19 protein-coding genes are annotated in these 17,842 nt (G+C 36.3%); 10 read left to right on the forward strand and 9 right to left on the reverse strand.

Going from position 1 to position 17,842, the window contains the following annotated elements; translation table 11 throughout:
- Nucleotides 1–4 precede the first annotated feature (4 nt).
- On the reverse strand, nucleotides 5–1,111 hold the full coding sequence (gene flhB / locus MIDI_RS01545) for a flagellar biosynthesis protein FlhB (RefSeq protein WP_013950833.1): 1,107 nt from the start codon (nucleotides 1,109–1,111) through the stop codon (nucleotides 5–7).
- 4 nt (nucleotides 1,112–1,115) lie between these two features.
- Nucleotides 1,116–1,799: a flagellar biosynthetic protein FliR gene (locus MIDI_RS01550; protein ID WP_083809595.1), complete on the reverse strand. Its 684-nt coding sequence runs from the start codon at nucleotides 1,797–1,799 to the stop codon at nucleotides 1,116–1,118.
- Between the two features lie 260 nt (nucleotides 1,800–2,059).
- Between MIDI_RS01550 and MIDI_RS01555 the strand changes: the two genes are divergently transcribed.
- From MIDI_RS01555 to MIDI_RS09220, 6 genes are all read left to right on the forward strand, one after another.
- Nucleotides 2,060–2,272, forward strand: a complete 213-nt coding sequence (locus MIDI_RS01555; RefSeq protein ID WP_013950835.1) for a carbon storage regulator — start codon at nucleotides 2,060–2,062, stop codon at nucleotides 2,270–2,272.
- A 54-nt stretch (nucleotides 2,273–2,326) separates the two neighbouring features.
- Nucleotides 2,327–4,999, forward strand: a complete 2,673-nt coding sequence (acnA, locus tag MIDI_RS01560) for an aconitate hydratase AcnA (RefSeq protein WP_013950836.1) — start codon at nucleotides 2,327–2,329, stop codon at nucleotides 4,997–4,999.
- 88 nt (nucleotides 5,000–5,087) lie between these two features.
- Nucleotides 5,088–5,288 carry a hypothetical protein gene (locus MIDI_RS01565; protein WP_013950837.1) on the forward strand — a complete coding sequence of 67 codons (201 nt, stop codon included), beginning with the start codon at nucleotides 5,088–5,090 and terminating at the stop codon, nucleotides 5,286–5,288.
- Between the two features lie 124 nt (nucleotides 5,289–5,412).
- Nucleotides 5,413–5,721 carry a hypothetical protein gene (locus MIDI_RS01570; RefSeq protein ID WP_041185358.1) on the forward strand — a complete coding sequence of 103 codons (309 nt, stop codon included), beginning with the start codon at nucleotides 5,413–5,415 and terminating at the stop codon, nucleotides 5,719–5,721.
- A gap of 86 nt (nucleotides 5,722–5,807) precedes the next feature.
- The gene (locus tag MIDI_RS10135; RefSeq protein ID WP_410517907.1) at nucleotides 5,808–5,912 is read left to right on the forward strand and encodes a transposase; all 105 of its coding nucleotides are present in this window, start codon (nucleotides 5,808–5,810) and stop codon (nucleotides 5,910–5,912) included.
- On the forward strand, nucleotides 5,872–6,057 hold the full coding sequence (locus MIDI_RS09220) for a transposase (RefSeq protein ID WP_041185411.1): 186 nt from the start codon (nucleotides 5,872–5,874) through the stop codon (nucleotides 6,055–6,057). The genes MIDI_RS10135 and MIDI_RS09220 overlap by 41 nt, the downstream gene beginning before the upstream one ends.
- A 197-nt stretch (nucleotides 6,058–6,254) precedes the next feature.
- Here MIDI_RS09220 and rbfA read toward each other — a convergent pair whose 3' ends face one another.
- The 7 genes from rbfA to MIDI_RS01605 are packed head-to-tail and all read right to left on the reverse strand — an operon-like array spanning nucleotide 6,255 to nucleotide 12,772.
- Nucleotides 6,255–6,620: a 30S ribosome-binding factor RbfA gene (rbfA, locus tag MIDI_RS01580; protein WP_013950838.1), complete on the reverse strand. Its 366-nt coding sequence runs from the start codon at nucleotides 6,618–6,620 to the stop codon at nucleotides 6,255–6,257.
- 2 nt (nucleotides 6,621–6,622) lie between these two features.
- Nucleotides 6,623–6,817 carry a zinc-finger domain-containing protein gene (locus tag MIDI_RS01585; RefSeq protein WP_013950839.1) on the reverse strand — a complete coding sequence of 65 codons (195 nt, stop codon included), beginning with the start codon at nucleotides 6,815–6,817 and terminating at the stop codon, nucleotides 6,623–6,625.
- 13 nt (nucleotides 6,818–6,830) lie between these two features.
- Nucleotides 6,831–7,607, reverse strand: a complete 777-nt coding sequence (locus MIDI_RS01590; protein WP_013950840.1) for a type III pantothenate kinase — start codon at nucleotides 7,605–7,607, stop codon at nucleotides 6,831–6,833.
- Between the two features lie 12 nt (nucleotides 7,608–7,619).
- Nucleotides 7,620–8,339, reverse strand: a complete 720-nt coding sequence (locus MIDI_RS01595; protein WP_013950841.1) for a biotin--[acetyl-CoA-carboxylase] ligase — start codon at nucleotides 8,337–8,339, stop codon at nucleotides 7,620–7,622.
- 6 nt (nucleotides 8,340–8,345) lie between these two features.
- Nucleotides 8,346–10,337: a DEAD/DEAH box helicase gene (locus tag MIDI_RS01600; RefSeq protein ID WP_052567662.1), complete on the reverse strand. Its 1,992-nt coding sequence runs from the start codon at nucleotides 10,335–10,337 to the stop codon at nucleotides 8,346–8,348.
- 54 nt (nucleotides 10,338–10,391) lie between these two features.
- A complete protein-coding gene (locus tag MIDI_RS06195; RefSeq protein ID WP_013950842.1) occupies nucleotides 10,392–11,318 on the reverse strand; it encodes a transcription-repair coupling factor family protein in 927 nt (308 codons plus the stop codon).
- A 5-nt stretch (nucleotides 11,319–11,323) separates the two neighbouring features.
- A complete protein-coding gene (locus tag MIDI_RS01605; RefSeq protein ID WP_013950843.1) occupies nucleotides 11,324–12,772 on the reverse strand; it encodes an amino acid permease in 1,449 nt (482 codons plus the stop codon).
- Nucleotides 12,773–12,904: 132 nt separating this feature from the next.
- On the opposite strand from MIDI_RS01605, the gene glpX reads away from it, so the two are divergent.
- Genes glpX through MIDI_RS01625 form a run of 4 tightly spaced genes read left to right on the forward strand, consistent with a single transcriptional unit; the run spans nucleotide 12,905 to nucleotide 17,608 of the window.
- A complete protein-coding gene (gene glpX, locus MIDI_RS01610) occupies nucleotides 12,905–13,837 on the forward strand; it encodes a class II fructose-bisphosphatase (protein ID WP_052567754.1) in 933 nt (310 codons plus the stop codon).
- Between the two features lie 4 nt (nucleotides 13,838–13,841).
- The gene (gene recO / locus MIDI_RS01615) at nucleotides 13,842–14,573 is read left to right on the forward strand and encodes a DNA repair protein RecO (protein ID WP_013950845.1); all 732 of its coding nucleotides are present in this window, start codon (nucleotides 13,842–13,844) and stop codon (nucleotides 14,571–14,573) included.
- 60 nt (nucleotides 14,574–14,633) lie between these two features.
- The gene (locus tag MIDI_RS01620; RefSeq protein ID WP_013950846.1) at nucleotides 14,634–15,590 is read left to right on the forward strand and encodes an efflux RND transporter periplasmic adaptor subunit; all 957 of its coding nucleotides are present in this window, start codon (nucleotides 14,634–14,636) and stop codon (nucleotides 15,588–15,590) included.
- Nucleotides 15,587–17,608, forward strand: coding sequence for a RecB family exonuclease (locus MIDI_RS01625; RefSeq protein ID WP_013950847.1), 2,022 nt, complete (start codon nucleotides 15,587–15,589; stop codon nucleotides 17,606–17,608). The genes MIDI_RS01620 and MIDI_RS01625 overlap by 4 nt, the downstream gene beginning before the upstream one ends.
- The last annotated feature ends 234 nt before the right edge of the window (nucleotides 17,609–17,842 follow it).

The raw sequence follows: 17,842 nt of genomic DNA on the forward strand, positions 1-17,842 counted from the left end.
TTAATTATTTTTTTAAGTCTTTAATACCCTTTAGTAACTTTTTGTTCGGTCTAATCTTCATAACATAAGAGATAACTTCTGCAACAGCTTTGTAATGTTCTAGAGGAACAAAGTCATCAATATCAGTTGAATCAAAAAGAGCTCTTGCTAATGGAGGATTTTGTACTATGGGTATAAAGTATTGATTCGCAATTTCTCTGATTTTAAGTGCCATTAAGTCGGCACCCTTTGCTAGGACCTTTGGTGCAGGCATTTCTTGAGGATTATACTCTAAGGCAATTGAGTAATGTGTAGGGTTGGTAATGATGACATCAGCCTTAGCTGCATCCTTGGTACTGAATTTTTTCAGCAAAGCTTTCCGTTTAGTTTTTTGCTTGAATTTAATTTCTGGATCACCATCAGTACGTTTCTGCTCATCTTTTATATCTTTAAAACTCATTTTTAAATCATTAATGTATTCAAATCTTTGATATAAAAAATCAACAATTGAGATTAAAAACATCACCGAGCAGACTGTCAGCATCATTGCAGTTACGGCTTTAAAGGCAACAGCGATCATTCCGTTAATATCTAAGAAAAATGCAAGTTGCATATCTTTAATTTGGCTCCTAATTGCAAAATAAGCTGCCACTCCAACAAGTGAAATTTTTACTACTCCTTTTATTAACTCTACAATTGATCGTAAAGAGAAAAGCTTTTGTAACCCTTTCAACAATGAGATTTTGCTTAAGTCAAAACCAATGGATTTAGTTGAGAAAACAAAACCATTATGCTGAATAAAGTAGGTCAGTAAAACAACAGCGGAATTAAGTATCAGTGGAACTATTGCAATTATGAGGAATATAAAGACAATATCTTGAGCTATTGATCTTATGATGAGTTCATTAATGTTGATCAAGTGAAAATTAATTAAATAGCTGCTTATGAGATTAGTAAATTTACTGGAAATTGGTTTCGTTAGAAAAATAATCATCAAAGTAGAACTTAGGAAAATAGCGAAGCTTACTAATTCTCTTGAAGTGGGAACTTTACCGTCTTTTCTTGCGTCTTCCAACCGTCTCGGAGTGGGGTCTTCGGTTCTTTCCGATTTATCTTGATTTTCATCTGCCATAATTTTATGAACTAATCAGTTGAGCAATAAAATTTTTATATTCATCAATAAACCAAATCATTGCTGATGATATAAAGATCGTTAAAACAACAAAGCCAACTAAGACTTGAGCTGGCAATAATAAAAAGAATATTTGTAATTGTGGCATGAGTCTAGAAAGAACTCCAGCACTTAAATACATTAGAAGTGAAATGATAATAAAAGGTGAGGCAAACCTAATACCAACATTCCAAGAGGTTACAACAGTTTTGATAATTAGTTCAGTAAAGCTTTCAGAATACTTAAAAAACGAACCTATAGGCAAAGTTTCATAACTTTCAATGAGGGATTCTATAATCAATATATGGAGACTCAAATTGATAATGATAATAACCGCTATAATATTTAAGAGTGTTCCTATTATGGTGCCTTGATCTCCATGATTCGGATCAAAAATCATTGCTGTTGAAAGTCCCATATTAGCGCTAATTGCGTGCCCTGCCGTATAGGCAGCTGATAAAATAATTTTAGTGATCATACCAAAGGCTATTCCTATAGTAATTTCACTTATAATGACAAGGAACATTTCAATTGCATCAGCCGGAGAGGGAATTAAGTTTTTTTGTAAACCTCCAATCATAATTGTAATGGCGAGCCCTAAGGTCAATTTTATTCTACTAGATATATTAATTTCGCCAATTCCTGGAATAAAAAAAAACTGCTGCTGACTCTACAAAAAATAACAAAATAACAAAATATAGTAGTGGATGAGACGTCCAATAATTTCATAACAACTGAAAATTAGTAAATTTGAATTGATATTGAAGAATAATCATAGTACAGCTGTTCTGCGAGTTAAAATAGATTATATTTTTATCATAATATAGTAAAAATTATGTATAAATTTCTACCATAAACTCTAAAAATTTGTTTCATTCTTTGTCAAAGTCGGTATTAATAGATTAATATATGCTTTATTTAGTCAGAAAGTTAGATCAATCAATAATAATAAACAATAATATTAGTATTAAAGTTATAGAAATCAATAGGAATTCAGTGAAACTAGGAATAACCTTCCCGAAAGGCTGCACTGTACTGCGAAAAGAAATTTTTGATGCCGTTGCTGAAGAGAATATAGAGGCTTTAAAATCTTTTGATGAATATGATATAGAAAAAAATTGAGAATAAATTTTGATTAAGTATATACTTAAATCCAAAATTTTATTAATAGGTGTTATGGAACGAAATTTTGGGTTGGTTGATAGTTTAAATACGCATACTTCTCTTAAGGTAGGAGATAGGGATTATTGTTTCTTTAGTATAAAGGCCGCGGCCCAAAAGTTATCTTTAGATATATCGTCTTTACCGTATTCTTTAAGAATATTATTAGAAAATTTGTTGAGATTTGAGGACGGTGTTTCTGTAAAGCTCGATGATATAAGGGAAATAGGTAAGGGCTATAGAGAATATGAAATAGCCTTCAGGCCAACCAGGGTGTTGATGCAGGATTTTACTGGCGTGCCGGCAGTGGTCGATTTAGCTGCTATGCGAGACGCTATGGTTGCTTTAAGTGGAGATCCACAACAAGTTAATCCTTTAATTCCGGTTGATCTAGTGATTGACCATTCAGTGCAGGTTGATGCTTACGGAACCGAAAGTTCAATTGCAACAAATGTTGCGATTGAAATGCAGAGAAATTATGAGCGCTATAAGTTTTTACGCTGGGGGCAGCAGTCGTTTTCAAATTTCAGGGTAGTACCTCCTGGCACTGGAATTTGCCATCAAGTTAATCTTGAGTATTTAGCAAAGGTTATTTGGACTGAGGAAATTGATGGGAAAACTTATGCCTATCCAGATACATTGGTAGGGACCGATAGTCATACTACCATGATTAACGGCTTATCTGTTTTAGGCTGGGGAGTAGGGGGGATTGAAGCAGAAGCTGCTATGCTTGGACAGCCCTTATCGATGTTGATTCCAGCAGTTGTTGGTATGAAGTTAACCGGAGCTCTAAAAGAAGGCGTCACTGCAACAGATTTAGTGCTGACAGTAACCAATATGTTAAGAGCCAAGGGGGTTGTGGGTAAATTTGTTGAGTTTTTCGGTAATGGCCTAGCTGCTCTTTCACTTGCCAACCGCGCAACAATAGCTAATATGGCTCCAGAATACGGAGCAACTTGTGGATTTTTTCCAATAGATACTGAGACTTTAAGGTACTTAACCCTAACTGGAAAATCGAAGGAGCACTTAGAACTTGTTGAGGCTTATGCTAAAGAGCAGGGCTTATGGTATAATCCAGATGAGCAGATAAAATTTAATGAGGTATTAGAATTAGATCTTTCAACAGTTGAACCAACTATTGCTGGGCCAAAACGTCCGCAGGATAGAGTTAGGCTGGCTGAAGCTCCTGCAAATTTTCGCCAATCGTTACCAGATTTAAATAAAAATGAGGCAAATGTTGGTAAGGGATTTCCGGTAGGAGATGGGAAATATAGTATAAGTAATGGGGATGTAGTAATTGCAGCCATTACTAGTTGTACCAACACTTCAAATCCGTGTGTGATGATTGGAGCAGGATTGCTTGCTCGTAATGCGGTACAAAAAGGTTTAAGTAGTAAGCCTTGGGTTAAAACTTCTTTAGCTCCAGGTTCTCAAGTTGTTACTGAATACTTTAAATTAACAAAATTGGACCAATATTTAGCCAAAATGGGTTTTAATTTAGTTGGCTATGGCTGTACAACCTGTATAGGAAACTCTGGCCCACTTTTGCCAGAGATTGAGAAAACTATTCTCGATAATAACCTTGTGGCCTGTTCGGTGCTTTCTGGTAATAGAAATTTTGAAGGCCGTGTTCATCCATTAGTGCGAGCAAATTATCTCGCTTCCCCGATGTTATGTGTTGCCTATGCGATTGCTGGATCTATTCATATTAATCTGATATCAGAGCCAATTGCCAAGGATAAAAATGGTAAAGATGTATATTTGAGAGATATTTGGCCGACGGATCAGGAAATAAATGAATTTGTAAATAAATACTTAAGTTCTGATATATTTAAAACCAAATATGCGAATGTTTTTGCTGGAACGGAAGAGTGGCAGAAAATTACTGTGAGTTCAAGTGCAAATTACCGCTGGGATACAAGTAGCACTTACATCAAAAATCCACCATATTTTAAAGATATTAATAAAAACAATACAATCAACTACGATATTAGAAATGCTAGGATATTGGCCATACTAGGTGATAGTATCACAACTGACCATATAAGCCCAGCTGGTTCTATCGCAAAAGACGGTCCCGCAGCTAAATACTTGATCGAAAACAATGTAAGTCGTGTTGATTTTAATTCGTATGGTGCGAGGCGAGGCAACCATGAAGTGATGATGCGTGGAACATTTGCTAACATTAGGATTAAAAATAAATTGGCTGACGGAATAGAAGGGGGCTACACTAAGTACTTCAACTCGGGTGAGGTATTACCAATATACGACGCAGCTATGCGTTACGTAGAAGATGGTATCCCCTTAGTTATTTTTGCAGGTAAGGAATATGGTACTGGTTCTTCGAGAGATTGGGCGGCAAAAGGTACTAATTTACTTGGAGTAAAGGCGGTTATTGCTAAGAGTTTTGAGCGTATTCACCGTTCTAATTTGGTTGGCATGGGAGTAATTCCTTTAGTTTTCGAGAAGGTAAGTATTGCTGATTTAAATCTTGTTGGTGATGAGTTAATTGATATTGAAGGACTAGAGAATATTATTCCTAAGAAAAAAGCTAAATTAAAAATTAAAAAAGAGAATAATCCTACAATAGAATTAGATTTGATTTGCCGTATTGATACGGAATCAGAAGTGGCTTACATACAAAATGGTGGCATATTACAGTATGTCCTCAAGGAATTGAGGAAGTAGTTGCGAACTTATCTACTTTTGTGTTGCATTGCTGATCGGGTACACTATAGTCCTGGTGTAAGTATGCTACAACAAAGGAAGGTAAGAAATGGGCGGCATGTTTCAGCCCACTGCATTTTATAATGTTGGCAGCAGCCCCCATGATATGGCAGTAGGAGATTTTAATCAAGATGGTAGTAAGGGGGGGGGGTTAAAGGATATAGCCAACTCTCACTATGGCTCGTCCACAGTTTCAGTGTTGATGGGTAATGGTGATGGAACATTTTATAAACCGGCTTGTTTTTTATAATGTAGGCGGTCCCCCCTATAGGAATAACAATAGGGGACTTTAATAATGATGGTAGATTGATATAGCTGTTACCAATCGAATTTCCTCTACAGTTTCTATACTAATAGGAAATGGAGATGGAACTTTGCAAGGTGCAGCAAGCTACAACGTTACTGGCTATCCCGTAGGACTAGCAGCAACAGATCTGAAAATACAGTTCCCGGGGGGGGAGGCTATAAATTTGCAAGCGACAACTCACGTACCAAAGATCCTTAAGAAACTCGCAGAGACAAAGGGAACGAGAGTCTGGGATGATGCTTTCCGAAGTTATAACGATCCTCGTTTTGTTTCATTTGAGGGCATTACCGGATTCAAAGATTTTTACCTAAACTGTTTTCAAATCTCTCTCAGAGAGGAATTGCCGAAGCTTATCAGCTACAAATCGCCTTGTTGAGCTGATGCGAGACGCGGTCATCCCGTTGGTCATTCTGCTGAATTGCTGCAAAGGGAAACAAACAGGTACGTTGACTCAACAAAAAGCTGGAAAAGGTTTGTCATAACTTACGTACTAGCAGTAATAAGGCCTTTAAAGGCACCGCTCAGCGTGGGAAAACGTCGACCCGGATGGTTCTTTGGCCTCAATGATCAAGGAGAGATTATGTCATTCACACTGACTTCGGGTAATACAGATGATCGAGCCGTTGTCGAAAAACTGACTCAATATTTGACAGGCCTTCTATTCGGAGATCGGTGGTATATAAGCAAAAACACTGAGCAATCAAGGTATTGAGCTCATCACACGGCTTAAGAAAAACATAGAAAAACAAAAAAGGATCGCTTAAGAGAAATAGCAGAAACAGAGTTGTCTAGGTTAAAGGAATGTATACATTGATGAGAGTACGGAGCAAAACTCCTCTCTGATGAAGTCATGATGCCGAGCAGAGCAGTGCAATTGTGGAATACCACTGAACCTACAGAAGAAATAATTTAAGAAATATTATCTATCAATCTCAATAAATTAGATTGTTTTTGAGTGATCGTATCCTCTACAAATCTGATTTCAGGGGTATATTTCAGCTTAAGTTTGTTTGCGATTAACTTCCTTATCTCGACTGTCAGGGATTTTAAAATTTCTAAAACCCCCTTAACTTTGTCTTTATTAAGGCAATCTACATAGATTGTTGCTATTTTCAAATCTGCAGTAATTTTTACAAAAGGAAACACCATCATAGTGTCTTCTAAATTAGGATGATAAATCTCTTGGGTAACAAACGCTTTCGAAACAACCTGCTGAATAGAGGAGGCAATCACAAGCTGTCTTTGTGTAGGTTGTTTAGAATATAACAGATTCATGATCAGTTTTTGATTTTATTGCCAGAAGCACTTTTTGGCGCATAAACAAAAACCCGCCCACAATATGGACACTTTGTCTGTCTATTTGCACCTATTTCCAAATAAATCTTGGGATGACCATAGCACGGCCCCCCATCACAACAAACGCGCTCGGAGTGTACAACATTTTTTTCTACTATGATAGAATTTTTAGCCATATAAGTACTAAAATTAAATCTTCTTGTTTAAAAGATAAAAGTATTTTAGGCCAAGTAAAGTTAAATTTGGTTCTATAAAATCTATTTTTGAAGTTAAATCTTCCATCAATACCGAAAGCCCACCAGTTGCGACTACCTTTATAGGGTATTTATATTCTTCTTTCATAGTGTCTATTAATTTCTCAACCATACCAGTGAAGCCAAAATAAGACCCTGCAAGCATTGCTTTAGTTGTTGTGGTTCCTAATACCGTATTAGCTTTTTGAAAATTCAGTGAGGGCAGCTGAGCGGAATGCTTCCTCATGGATTGCATTATCGAGTTAAGGCCTGGCGCTATTGCAACGCCCAAATAATTTATTTTTGATTTGTTATATTCGAGCAGGGAAAACGTGGTTGCAGTCCCGAAATCAACTATTAAGCAATGATCTTTAAATAATTCAGTTGCAGCTATCGCATTAACAGCCAAATCTGAGCCTAGGTGAGGAGCTGGAGTTCCAGCGACCGAAACATGATGTTTATCATGGCTTACTAGCAGTGGGCTCATCTTACAATACTTTTGAAAAAATCTTTGAACTCCAGATAACGCCATCGGCACCACACATGAAATCGCAGCCGCTTCTATTTTCTCTAGAGCTAGCTGGTTTTGGGTTAAAATCAGAATTAAAAATGCAAAAAATTCATCTTCAGTTCTAGTAATATCCGTTTTAATCCTAGTTTGTAGTATTAATTCATCATCTTCAAAAAACCCGAATACTGTATTAGTATTTCCAATGTCAACTACAACTAGCATATATACTCCTTCTTATAAAAAAACATCGCCCGCGCATAATAATTCTATTTTTTGATTTCTAAGCAGTTGGAGATTACCCTTATCATTAATCCCCAGGAAGATACCAGATTTCTCTTGATCTTCAATCTTAATAACAATTTTTTTATTTAAATTAGCAGCTCGTGCTAGCCACTGAATCTTAATTCTTTGAAATCCAAATTGTTCCCAATACCCAAAGAGCTCAAAAAATTCTTCTAGTACTACTTGCAACAGTGCTTTAGGGGTAACAGTAAATGGACTAATATCGGTAATACCTATGGCATTTAAATCTGGTATAAGTTTTTTAGGCAAAATATTAATGCCTATCCCGACTAGAAGAATAAGCCCGTCTTGATATTTTTCTAATAAGATCCCAGAAACTTTTCGGTTTTCAAGTAAAACGTCATTTACCCATTTATGCAATAAAGAGACAGCTGGAAAAAATTTTTTAATAGCATTACTAACCGCAATTGCGGCTATATAGGTAACCTGGGGATAAAGAGTTACATCAGTAGAGGGCTTTAATATAATTGTGCAAGCCAAATCGCCTTGAGCGCTGCACCAAGTCCTGCTATTTTTCGCTCTACCTTTGGTTTGTGAGGAAGTAAATACCACGGTATTCGGATAGGCTTGACCTCTATATAGCAGATTTTTTGCTTCAGTTTGCGTGCTATCTAACTCATCATATTCAATAATTAAAAAATCTTTCCCCATATTTACTTAAGTAGTTCCAGCTAATTTTAATAAAATACGTATGACACCTTCTATATAGTCCTCTGAAATCTGCACGGAAACGCCTAAGTTGAGTATTGGGCTCCACTCCCTATTGGCCTCAAATTCCTCATTTTCTTGCATTTGGGCTATGGTATCTGCAAGCATTTTTTGATATAACTCTATTCCGACTTCTCTTATATGACCGGGCTGTTTATCCCCCCATAACAAGTTACCATAGCCTCTATTGTCCATATCGTGGCTTGCAATATTGAAGCCTGAACCAAGTGCTTGAAGAGATTGAATAGTCTTTAAACGTTTTTTTGCAACTGGTGATAATAGAGTTATTCTGGGGGCTAAGAAGTATGCATAAGCTTGAGCTTCGCCCCTTCCGACTCTTCTTCGCATTTGGTAAAGCTGAGAAAGGCCAAACATATAAGCTCGATCAACTATCATAGTATTAGCGCTCATAATGTCTAGTCCAGACTCTATAATACTAGTGCTTAATAGGATATCAAATTTATGATCATAAAAGTCATTCATAATTTGATCTAGCTTGCTAGAAACAAGGGATCCATGAGCCTTCACTACTTTCAGTTCTGGAACTAGTTTCTTTAATTGTTCTTCAAGCTCATCCAAGTAATTAGTTCTTGGAGTCACATAAAAACTTAAACCATTTCTTTGTTTTTCTTTAAGTAACGCTTCCCTTATAGTAAGCCCATCATATGGTGATACTGAAGTTTTAACAGGCTTTCTGTTAATGGGGGGAGTGGTAATGATACTAAGGGACTTAAGATTAACTAAAGCCATCTGTAGTGTCCTAGGTATTGGGGTTGCAGAAAGGGTTGAGACATGAATATTATCTTTTAAGTTTTTCAGCTTCTCTTTCTGTGCTACTCCAAAATGCTGTTCTTCATCAATAATCAATAACCCTAAATTTTTAAAGTTAATTCCTTCTACGAGTAGCGTGTGTGTGCCAATTATGATATCAATTTTACCGTTCCTTAGCCCTTCTTTTACTTCGCTAACTTCATTGCGTGAGGTAAATTTTGAAAGTTGTTTAATTCTAAGGGGAAAATTTTTAAACCTTTCTGAGAAAGTTATATAATGCTGCCTTGCCAGTAATGTTGTTGGTACTATCACTGCAACTTGAACTGTTTCAAGTCCAAGAGTTGCAGCAGCGGCGGCCCTTAATGCAACTTCTGTTTTTCCAAAACCCACATCTGCGCGTAGAAGCCTATCCATAGGCTGCCCTGATTTGAAATCTTCCATTATCTCTTCAATAGCACTCTCTTGATCAGCGGTCGTAATATAAGGGAAATTATCACAAAATCTTTGATGATTTTCGCTGATAGATTCCAGAATATGGCCCTGAGCGGTTAATCTTTTAGCTGCCGTGTTAATTAATGCTGAAGCTGCTAATTTTATTCTTTCTTTTAGCTTAGCTTTTCTCATCTGCCAGGCGACGCCGCCCAGTTTATCTAAAGCTACATTTTGCTTTTCTTCACCATAACGGGAAATTGTCTCTAAGTTCTCTACAGGTAAATAGGGTTTATTACTACCTGCATATAGGGTTTCTATAAAGTCATGCGGTATATTATTGACTGATAGTGTTTTTAATCCCTGAAATCTACCTATTCCATATTCAGCATGGACGAGGAGGTTGCCAATTTCTATAGAGATTAAATCTTGGAAAATTTTGGCTGTGGTAGGTTTCCTTTTCTTCTGCTCCTTGAAAGTCTTCCCAGTGATATCTTTTTCTGCAAAGAAGGTGATTTTTTCCATATCAAATCCATTTTCTATAGGCAGAATAACAGGCTTCATAACTGTTTTTTGATTTAAAATTTCTTCATAAGAAGTAACTCTAGCCGAGCTAACATTTTCATCATTCAGCATGCGTTCGATTCTGCTCAAGCTACCGTCAGGTTTGCAGCATATACAAATTGCTTTTTGATAATCAAGCCAGTATCTGCGTAACTTTTTTATTATTAACAGTCGCATTAAGCTGTATATTCGGGGCGAAATTTATTTTCTCCCCACCTCTTTAATATACTATTAAGCGCTGTTAGAATCTCTTCTTCCTTTGAATACAGCAAAAGATGGGGCTATGGCATTATAGGATTTATCGTTTTCTCGTACAGTATAATTTTGATTAATTAAAAGGTAATAATGATTTAGATTTATTTCCAGTTGGTCGTTTTCGATAATTAGAGCACCTTTTGGGACGTAATCTAGTATATTCTTCAAGTCTTTATAAAATAGAGGTAATCCATGTTCTGCACCAATATATTTTGAGCCTCTTGCTAGCTCATGACATAATGGATCGTCATTAATGCCAAAAAGTTGCAAATACTTTTGCTTAAGGTGGCTTATTGTTTCGTCTATCATAATCACCTCGCTGATTGGGTAGAGTACTGCTGCTACTGTTTTTTGTAAGGTAAGCTGGCTGATAGTATCAGAGGTTTTTATGCTATCAATTTTTGAACCAAAAAAATCTATCCTGCCAGTTTTGTCATAGTTTATAACATCAATTATACCGCCCCTAACTGCGAAATCACCTGCAGATTCTGCTAAACTAGTGCGGTTATAACCAAAAGTGAGCAAAGATTTTATTATCTTCTCTCTATCATAAGATTCTCCTACTACTAGGCTAAGTACACCGGCGCTGAAATAATCTGGTAGCGGCAACTTTTGAACTAGAGCTTCAACAGTTGTAACCAAAACTTTATTTTCTTTACTTTCATTACTAAGAGCGAGCAAAGCACTGATACGTCGGCCTGTCACTGTTAAAGAGGTGGAAGTACTACCGTATAGCTCAACATCCCAGGGTGGAAATTTTATAATCTCCGCATTACCGCAAAAAAAATTCAATTGAGGCAACATAGAGAGATATTCCTTGATATTTTTAGCAATAAAAATAACAAAAGAGCTGGTATTTAAAGCTTGCTTAATGCTAAACCCAGCTCTCTCATTGATTAGCATGATACTTATTTTTGAGCATGAAGTTTACTGTTAAATTGTCCGTAAAATATATAAAACAGGACAATAACACCAACCCAGATAAGTGCATAAAAATAAGTGATATTAGGAAGGCTCGACATAATTTGAAGTAGGATCAGCATCCCAGCAATTGGTATAACAGGCATAAATGGACATTTAAAATTACGCTTTAAATTTGGCTGGCTATATCTTAAAAATAGAGCTGCAAAACAGACTGTGGCGAAAGTACCAATAATTCCAAAATTTGCTAATGGCACTAGCGTATCTAATGACACTGTAGAACCTGCAATAGCAATTAGAAAACCACAAACAAGAGTCAATATATGCGGTGTTTTATATTCTGGATGTAATTTTGAAAGAAAGGCAGGTAATAATCCATCTTTTGATATCACGAATAATACTCTAATTAGGCTGTAAAGCATTACTAAAACAACAGATGTAAGCCCAGCCGTTGCTCCAACCTTAACTAATAAGGAAAACCAAGGTAAACCCATTTTGTCAACTGCGATTGCAATTGGTTGTGCAACTCCAAGCTCAGTATATTTTACTAGACCAGTTAACACTCCAGCTACCAAAACATAAGTCAAGGTAGCAATAATTAGAGAGCCCAAAATCCCGATTGGCAAATCGCGTTGGGGGTTCTTGGTTTCTTGAGCTGCAGTTGCAACCGCATCGAAGCCATTATATGCAAAGAACACCATGGCAGATCCAGCTATAATACCAGAAATACCATATTGGCCAAATTCTCCTGTATTTTTAGGTATGAATGGCTCCCAATTGGTAGTATCAATGTACATAGCGCCCACCATAATAAATCCAAATAAAACTGACATTTTCAAGAAGACGATTACTGCATTTACGAAGGCAGATGTTTGAATACCTTTATATAGGACGTAAGTTATTAACATCACAATAAAGAAGGCAGGTAAATTAAATATGGCCTCTACTTGCGAGCTACCATCAAGGCCCACTACACAGCCTGTGGTAGCGGAAAATTGGGCTGGTATGTAAATGCCAAAATCTGCTAACAAACTTTGAATGTAGCCCGACCAACCGCTAGCGACTGAAGCAATACTTAAAAAACTACCCAATGTCATAAAGCCTGCCATTATACAAGCTGCTAACTCTCCAAGGGTTGCATAAATGTAAGTGTACGCGCTCCCAGATACAGGAATCATAGAGGATAGTTCTGCATAACAAAGTGCGGCACACACGCACGCTAAGCCACTAATTGCAAAGGAGACAGTGATTGCAGGACCAGCATAGTGGCTTGCGGCCTCTCCGGCCAGAACAAAAATTCCAGCACCAACAATAGCTCCAATTCCGAATAGAATTAACTGAAAGGCAGCAAGAGAACGAACTAAATCTTTCGACTCTTCAGCTTCGCCTACAAGTTCATTAATTGGCTTGCGTTTAAAATACTTTGATACATTCATTACATATCCTATTAATTGATGGTATAAAGGAATGCTATAGATCACCCATCTAAATTTATCAATAATAAAAATGTCAAATTAAGATTTTTAATTGGGTCTGATAGAAAAATACTAGTTATAATGAACAAAAATATGAATAAATTGAACAAGTTACTTTATAACATCACAGAAATAACCTCAAAGTCAGCTATTGCTTGTCATTCTTGTATAGGTCTTGGTGATGAGAGAGGCGCTGATCAAGCAGCCGTTGAGTCCATGAGAGCTTCTTTAAATAATCTGGAGATCAGTGGAAGAGTTGTAATAGGTGAAGGAGAAAGGGATGATGCGCCGATGCTTTACATAGGAGAGTTACTTGGAAAATCCGGAGTAGATATTGATATAGCGGTTGATCCGCTTGAAGGTACTACCATATGTGCACATAATAAACCTGATTCTATCTCCGTGCTTGCTATATCTGAGGCATCAAATATGCTGAATGCCCCGGACGTTTATATGGAAAAAATTGCGATAGGAAAGAATTTACCGCAAGATTTAGTTGATTTAGACGAGCCAATTGAAAAGAACTTAAAATCCTTAGCTACTGCTAAGAAATGTTTAGTACAAGACTTAAACGTATGCTTACTAAATAGACCAAGGCATGTTGAGCTTATAAAAGTTTTAAGAGCACAAGGTGTAAGAATAAAATTAATAGATGATGGCGATGTTTTGGCTTGTCTAAAAACCTGTTTAGAGGGAGGTGATATCGATATGTATCTTGGGATTGGCGGAGCGCCTGAAGGAGTTTTAGCCGCAGCAGGTTTAAAGTGTTTAGGAGGACAAATGCAAGGACGTCTTATTTTCAATACTCAAGAAGAAATTGCTAGAGCTAATTCGATTGGAATAATAGATTTGTCAAAGAAATATAACATCCATGAAATGGTAAAAGGAGAGGCTATGCTGTCTGCAACATGGGTGACTGATGGGTTTTTTAAGGGAGTTAAGAAGATGGAGAATAATTGCTATACCACTGAAACGCTTCTTTTAGCTCCTAATATAATTAGGATTATAAAAACAGCATATATATAGTAGTATGATTGTAGAAGATCAGGGCATTATAATTTCTGCAAGGGATTTTGAAGAGCGTTATATTGTGGTGCAATGCTTTTTAAAAAACAATGGTTTAATGGGTGGCCTGGTCAGAGTTTCTAAATCTAGTAAAACGGACTGTTCACCAGGAAATATTGTTCATGCTACTTGGAATGCGCGCCTTAGAGAGCACCTTGGGCATTATAAATTTGATCTAATAAGAAACACATTAGCTGCTACGGCTTTTGACCGGACTGCAGTAACTTTCATTAGAGCTGCTATAGCCGTATCATTACTTGTTTTACATGAAAAAGAAAAACAAGTAGAATTGTTTAATGAATTAGAGGCATTTTTATTAGCCACCTCGCAACCATGCACAAAATTTTTCTACAGTAAATACCTCTCTCTTGAGCTTTGCATATTAAAAGCAGGAGGGTTTGGCCTGGAGCTGAATAAGTGTGTAGGCAGCGGAAAAACAGTAGAATTAATATATATTTCACCAAAATCAGGTGCAGTAGTTGGCAGGGAAGCAGGAGAGCCTTACCACGATAAAATGCTAAAACTGCCTCAATCCATGCTTACTTTTCAAAACGGTATATCAGAGCATGAGCTATATGACTGTTTGCAAATTACTAGATATTTTATAGAAAAGAATATTTTAAGCGCAACAGGGAAAAAAATGCCTTTTGAAAGGGAATTAATGTTAGAAATTTTGCAGTCAAATTGTGAAAATTAATATACAATATGGGGTCTAATTAATGAGAGTTGTTATGTCAGCTATGGGGAAAGGACCATTATGATTAAGCAAAATCAAGCAGTGCGGCTTGTAATCGCTGCTATTGTAGTTTTAAAGTCGGTCTCCCAACTGAAGCGTAGTATATTAAATATTAGTGGAGTTGCTGAATCTAAAAGGAAAATAAAGTTAGTTGTTAAAGCTGCTGGAAAGGTTGGGTCAATCAATGCCGAAGTTGGACAATCTTTAAAAAAGGGAGAAGCAGTCATCGCTATAGAAGCCAAGAGTAAAAAAGAGCTTTATAAAAAAGCTAAAATAAGGCTCAATCAAAGCGAAATAGAATTTAAATCTACTTCGACCCTTTACAAAAAAAAGCTTGCTTCTGAAACTGATCTAGCAAAATTAAAAGCAAATTTAAGTAGTGCTGAAGCTGACTTAAAACAAGCAGAAATAGACTATTTAAGCACCCAAGTCGTTGCTCCTTTTGATGGGTATATTGATGAAATTTTGGTTAATGAAGGTGATTACGTTTCAGACATGTTAGATAACTCACCAATTGGAACATTTGTGGCGCTTGAACTAATGATTACTAAAGCACAAGAGGTTGCCGATGCTAAAATTAGATCCTTAAAACCAGGTCTAAGAGCGACAATGAAAACACTAAATGGATTAGAAGTAGAGGGAAAAGTTAATGCGATAAGTGAGGTTATTAATAATACAACTAGCAGCTTTCCTATAGAAATAATATTTGCAAACGAGGCTGGCAAAGTGCTTCACGGTCAGGCTCTTTCAGTAAAGATATTTTTGGGAGGAAAACAAGCCCATCGTCTTCCTCAATCAGTTTTAGTTTTAAATGCACAAAGCGGGCTCGAGATAAAATCTTTGGATGCAGGAAATGTCGTACATTTTAACAAAGCAACCATTGTTGATGAAAAGCCGGGTTATGTTGCAGGTCATCACATTGGGGCACATGTACTTAAATATAGGAGAAAAGCTGCAATTTCTAGAACAAAAAGATGAACATAACTAACTTTGAATTTGGAATTGAGACCTTTTTAAAGGTATCTAATTTTCTTAATAATTTAGAGCCAGGAACAATCATAGTGGATTGGAAAATTGCTAAGAATTTAAAGGTGGAACAAAAACATATAATTGCGACATCAAACCCTAAAAGAGTATTTAGTCGGTCTACTACTAACATTTATCTTGTGTTGCCTAATTTTGGTATAGATTGGGATTTGATTCAAGCTGTTGTCATGGAGCCTCAGAATAAAATTATTACTATTGGTTATGGAGAAGAATTAGAATTTACCAGTGTATTCAGGATTCAATATTCAGACACCCACTCTAATAGGCTGCTAGAGCTTTTATTTAGCTCGAATAAAAATTTTTTGGATATACAAAGCAATCAGGCTTTATTGAAAGAAAAATTTAAAATTTTAAATACTAGATCAAGGGTAGATGAAGGTGAACAGATATTAGACCTCATTGTGCAAAATCCAAAGAAAAAAGTTGCTATAATGGCCAATCAGGAAATGGCTTCAATTCTAGATACGGCTTTGAGCACAAGAAAAATTAAATTTTATAATGGAGTAAACAAAAAATTTACTAATAAAGAAAAAAATTTTCTTAAGATTGCTCGCTATTTATCGAAGAAGGAAAGCAATGAGATCGCAGATATAAGAGTAGAAGGGATTAATACAGCTGAGATTAAAGCTCTACACCAGGAATTTCGAAAAGCCAAATATGTGCAAGAGCTGCTGGAGATTCATTTAAGGGCTTATGAACAAATTACCCAAGGAATTTTTCCTTTAAAAGATCTGGAGTTGGCAAATTTTGAGGTGTCATACACTGGCTATTTTGAATTATTTTTAAATTTTTTAGGCAGCAAAGATAAGTATGATGATAGCGATATTATGATTGTTAATATTGATGAGCTTATTAATAATTTTGATTTCTGTATTTTTACTCATATAACCTTAGAAGAATATTATCAACTTGAGAAACAAAGCTTAGAGTCTCTTTGTAAGCAAGAAATGAAAGCAGTGCTTGCTTACAAGACCGCAGCAAATATTTTTTGTAATAAGGAAGTTTATATAAGCTATAATACTAATATGAATAATATTGTATGTTGGTTTGAGTTAATACATGGATTGTTAGGTTGCACTAACTCTGCTTCGAATGAATATAGCGAGGAAATTCGATATAGTAGTCCTGTAATTACGGTAAACAAAGAAGATTTGCCTAAGGAGATTTCCGTTACCGCGGTTGAAAAATTAATCAAAGATCCATACCTATACTATACTAATCATATACTGAAATTAAATGTACCTAAGTTAAGTGAGGAGGAAGATTTAGAAAAGCTTTTTGGAGTGGTTCTTCATGAAATTTTAGCGAGTATGGCTTATGAATTTAAAGCCGAGGCACTGCAATATATAAGTCGGTTTATGTCGGTCGCTAGAGATATCCTGATTAAACATCACCTGACTTCACCAATGGTTCATCACCTATGGGTAGCGAAATTTGAAAAAATAGCTCACTGGTTTTGGCAATATGAAAGTTCGGTAGGTCTTGCTAGAGACAAAATATTAACGGAAGTTGAGAGTTGGATGATAATTAATTTAGGGCAGGGCACGGAGATAAAATTGTCAGCTCGGATTGATCGAGTTGACCTAATGAAAGATGGTAGTGTTCATATTATAGATTATAAAAGTGGCAATTTACCAAGCAGTAAAGATATTGCTACAGGTTTAAGCCCGCAAATGCCTTTAGAAGCTTTGATTGTTAAAAAAGGCTATATCAATGGAAGCAGGATAGAGGTACGGGAGGGTAAACTACGGTTGTATTATTTACATCTGACCGGTCGGCATAATATTGGCTCGGTAAAAGAAATAGACTATGATTTAGAAACTGCTGAGGAAGGGTTAGCTAAGCTATTGCGTAAGTTTTGGATTGAAAGCCCACGTTTTTTCTTTAATAACGCTGATAGTTATATAAACGACTATTATCGGCAGTTTGTACGCTTTGTTGAGTATTAGCGACAACCCATAGAGGTATAGAAAATTTTGGAACAACTTTTTATAGTATTATGTGTAAGGGCTATAATTGAGCTAACCCCCGCAGGTTGCTGAATTGAAATAAGACTTGCAGTCAGGGGGGCAGCAGCGCTTAAAGTTTCAAGCCTGGAAAATACGCGTAAGCTACGCTAGCAGCTACCCCAGTGTTGGCAATTATTGTGCTTTCATAAATGTGCAGGGCTTGCTGTTACTATA

It is taken from the genome of Candidatus Midichloria mitochondrii IricVA, assembly GCF_000219355.1.
Classification (GTDB): Bacteria; Pseudomonadota; Alphaproteobacteria; order Rickettsiales; family Midichloriaceae; genus Midichloria; species Midichloria mitochondrii.

Excerpts from the sequence above, each read along its gene's own strand:
- flhB (WP_013950833.1), bottom strand. The coding sequence starts at position 1,111 with ATGGCAGATGAAAATCAAGATAAATCGGAAAGAACCGAAGACCCCACT.
- MIDI_RS01555 (WP_013950835.1), top strand. The coding sequence starts at position 2,060 with ATGCTTTATTTAGTCAGAAAGTTAGATCAATCAATAATAATAAACAAT.
- acnA (WP_013950836.1), top strand. The coding sequence starts at position 2,327 with ATGGAACGAAATTTTGGGTTGGTTGATAGTTTAAATACGCATACTTCT.
- MIDI_RS01565 (WP_013950837.1), top strand. The coding sequence starts at position 5,088 with ATGGGCGGCATGTTTCAGCCCACTGCATTTTATAATGTTGGCAGCAGC.
- rbfA (WP_013950838.1), bottom strand. The coding sequence starts at position 6,620 with ATGAATCTGTTATATTCTAAACAACCTACACAAAGACAGCTTGTGATT.
- MIDI_RS01585 (WP_013950839.1), bottom strand. The coding sequence starts at position 6,817 with ATGGCTAAAAATTCTATCATAGTAGAAAAAAATGTTGTACACTCCGAG.
- MIDI_RS01590 (WP_013950840.1), bottom strand. The coding sequence starts at position 7,607 with ATGCTAGTTGTAGTTGACATTGGAAATACTAATACAGTATTCGGGTTT.
- MIDI_RS01595 (WP_013950841.1), bottom strand. The coding sequence starts at position 8,339 with ATGGGGAAAGATTTTTTAATTATTGAATATGATGAGTTAGATAGCACG.
- MIDI_RS01600 (WP_052567662.1), bottom strand. The coding sequence starts at position 10,337 with ATGCGACTGTTAATAATAAAAAAGTTACGCAGATACTGGCTTGATTAT.
- MIDI_RS06195 (WP_013950842.1), bottom strand. The coding sequence starts at position 11,318 with ATGCTAATCAATGAGAGAGCTGGGTTTAGCATTAAGCAAGCTTTAAAT.
- MIDI_RS01605 (WP_013950843.1), bottom strand. The coding sequence starts at position 12,772 with ATGAATGTATCAAAGTATTTTAAACGCAAGCCAATTAATGAACTTGTA.
- glpX (WP_052567754.1), top strand. The coding sequence starts at position 12,905 with ATGAATAAATTGAACAAGTTACTTTATAACATCACAGAAATAACCTCA.
- recO (WP_013950845.1), top strand. The coding sequence starts at position 13,842 with ATGATTGTAGAAGATCAGGGCATTATAATTTCTGCAAGGGATTTTGAA.
- MIDI_RS01620 (WP_013950846.1), top strand. The coding sequence starts at position 14,634 with ATGATTAAGCAAAATCAAGCAGTGCGGCTTGTAATCGCTGCTATTGTA.
- MIDI_RS01625 (WP_013950847.1), top strand. The coding sequence starts at position 15,587 with ATGAACATAACTAACTTTGAATTTGGAATTGAGACCTTTTTAAAGGTA.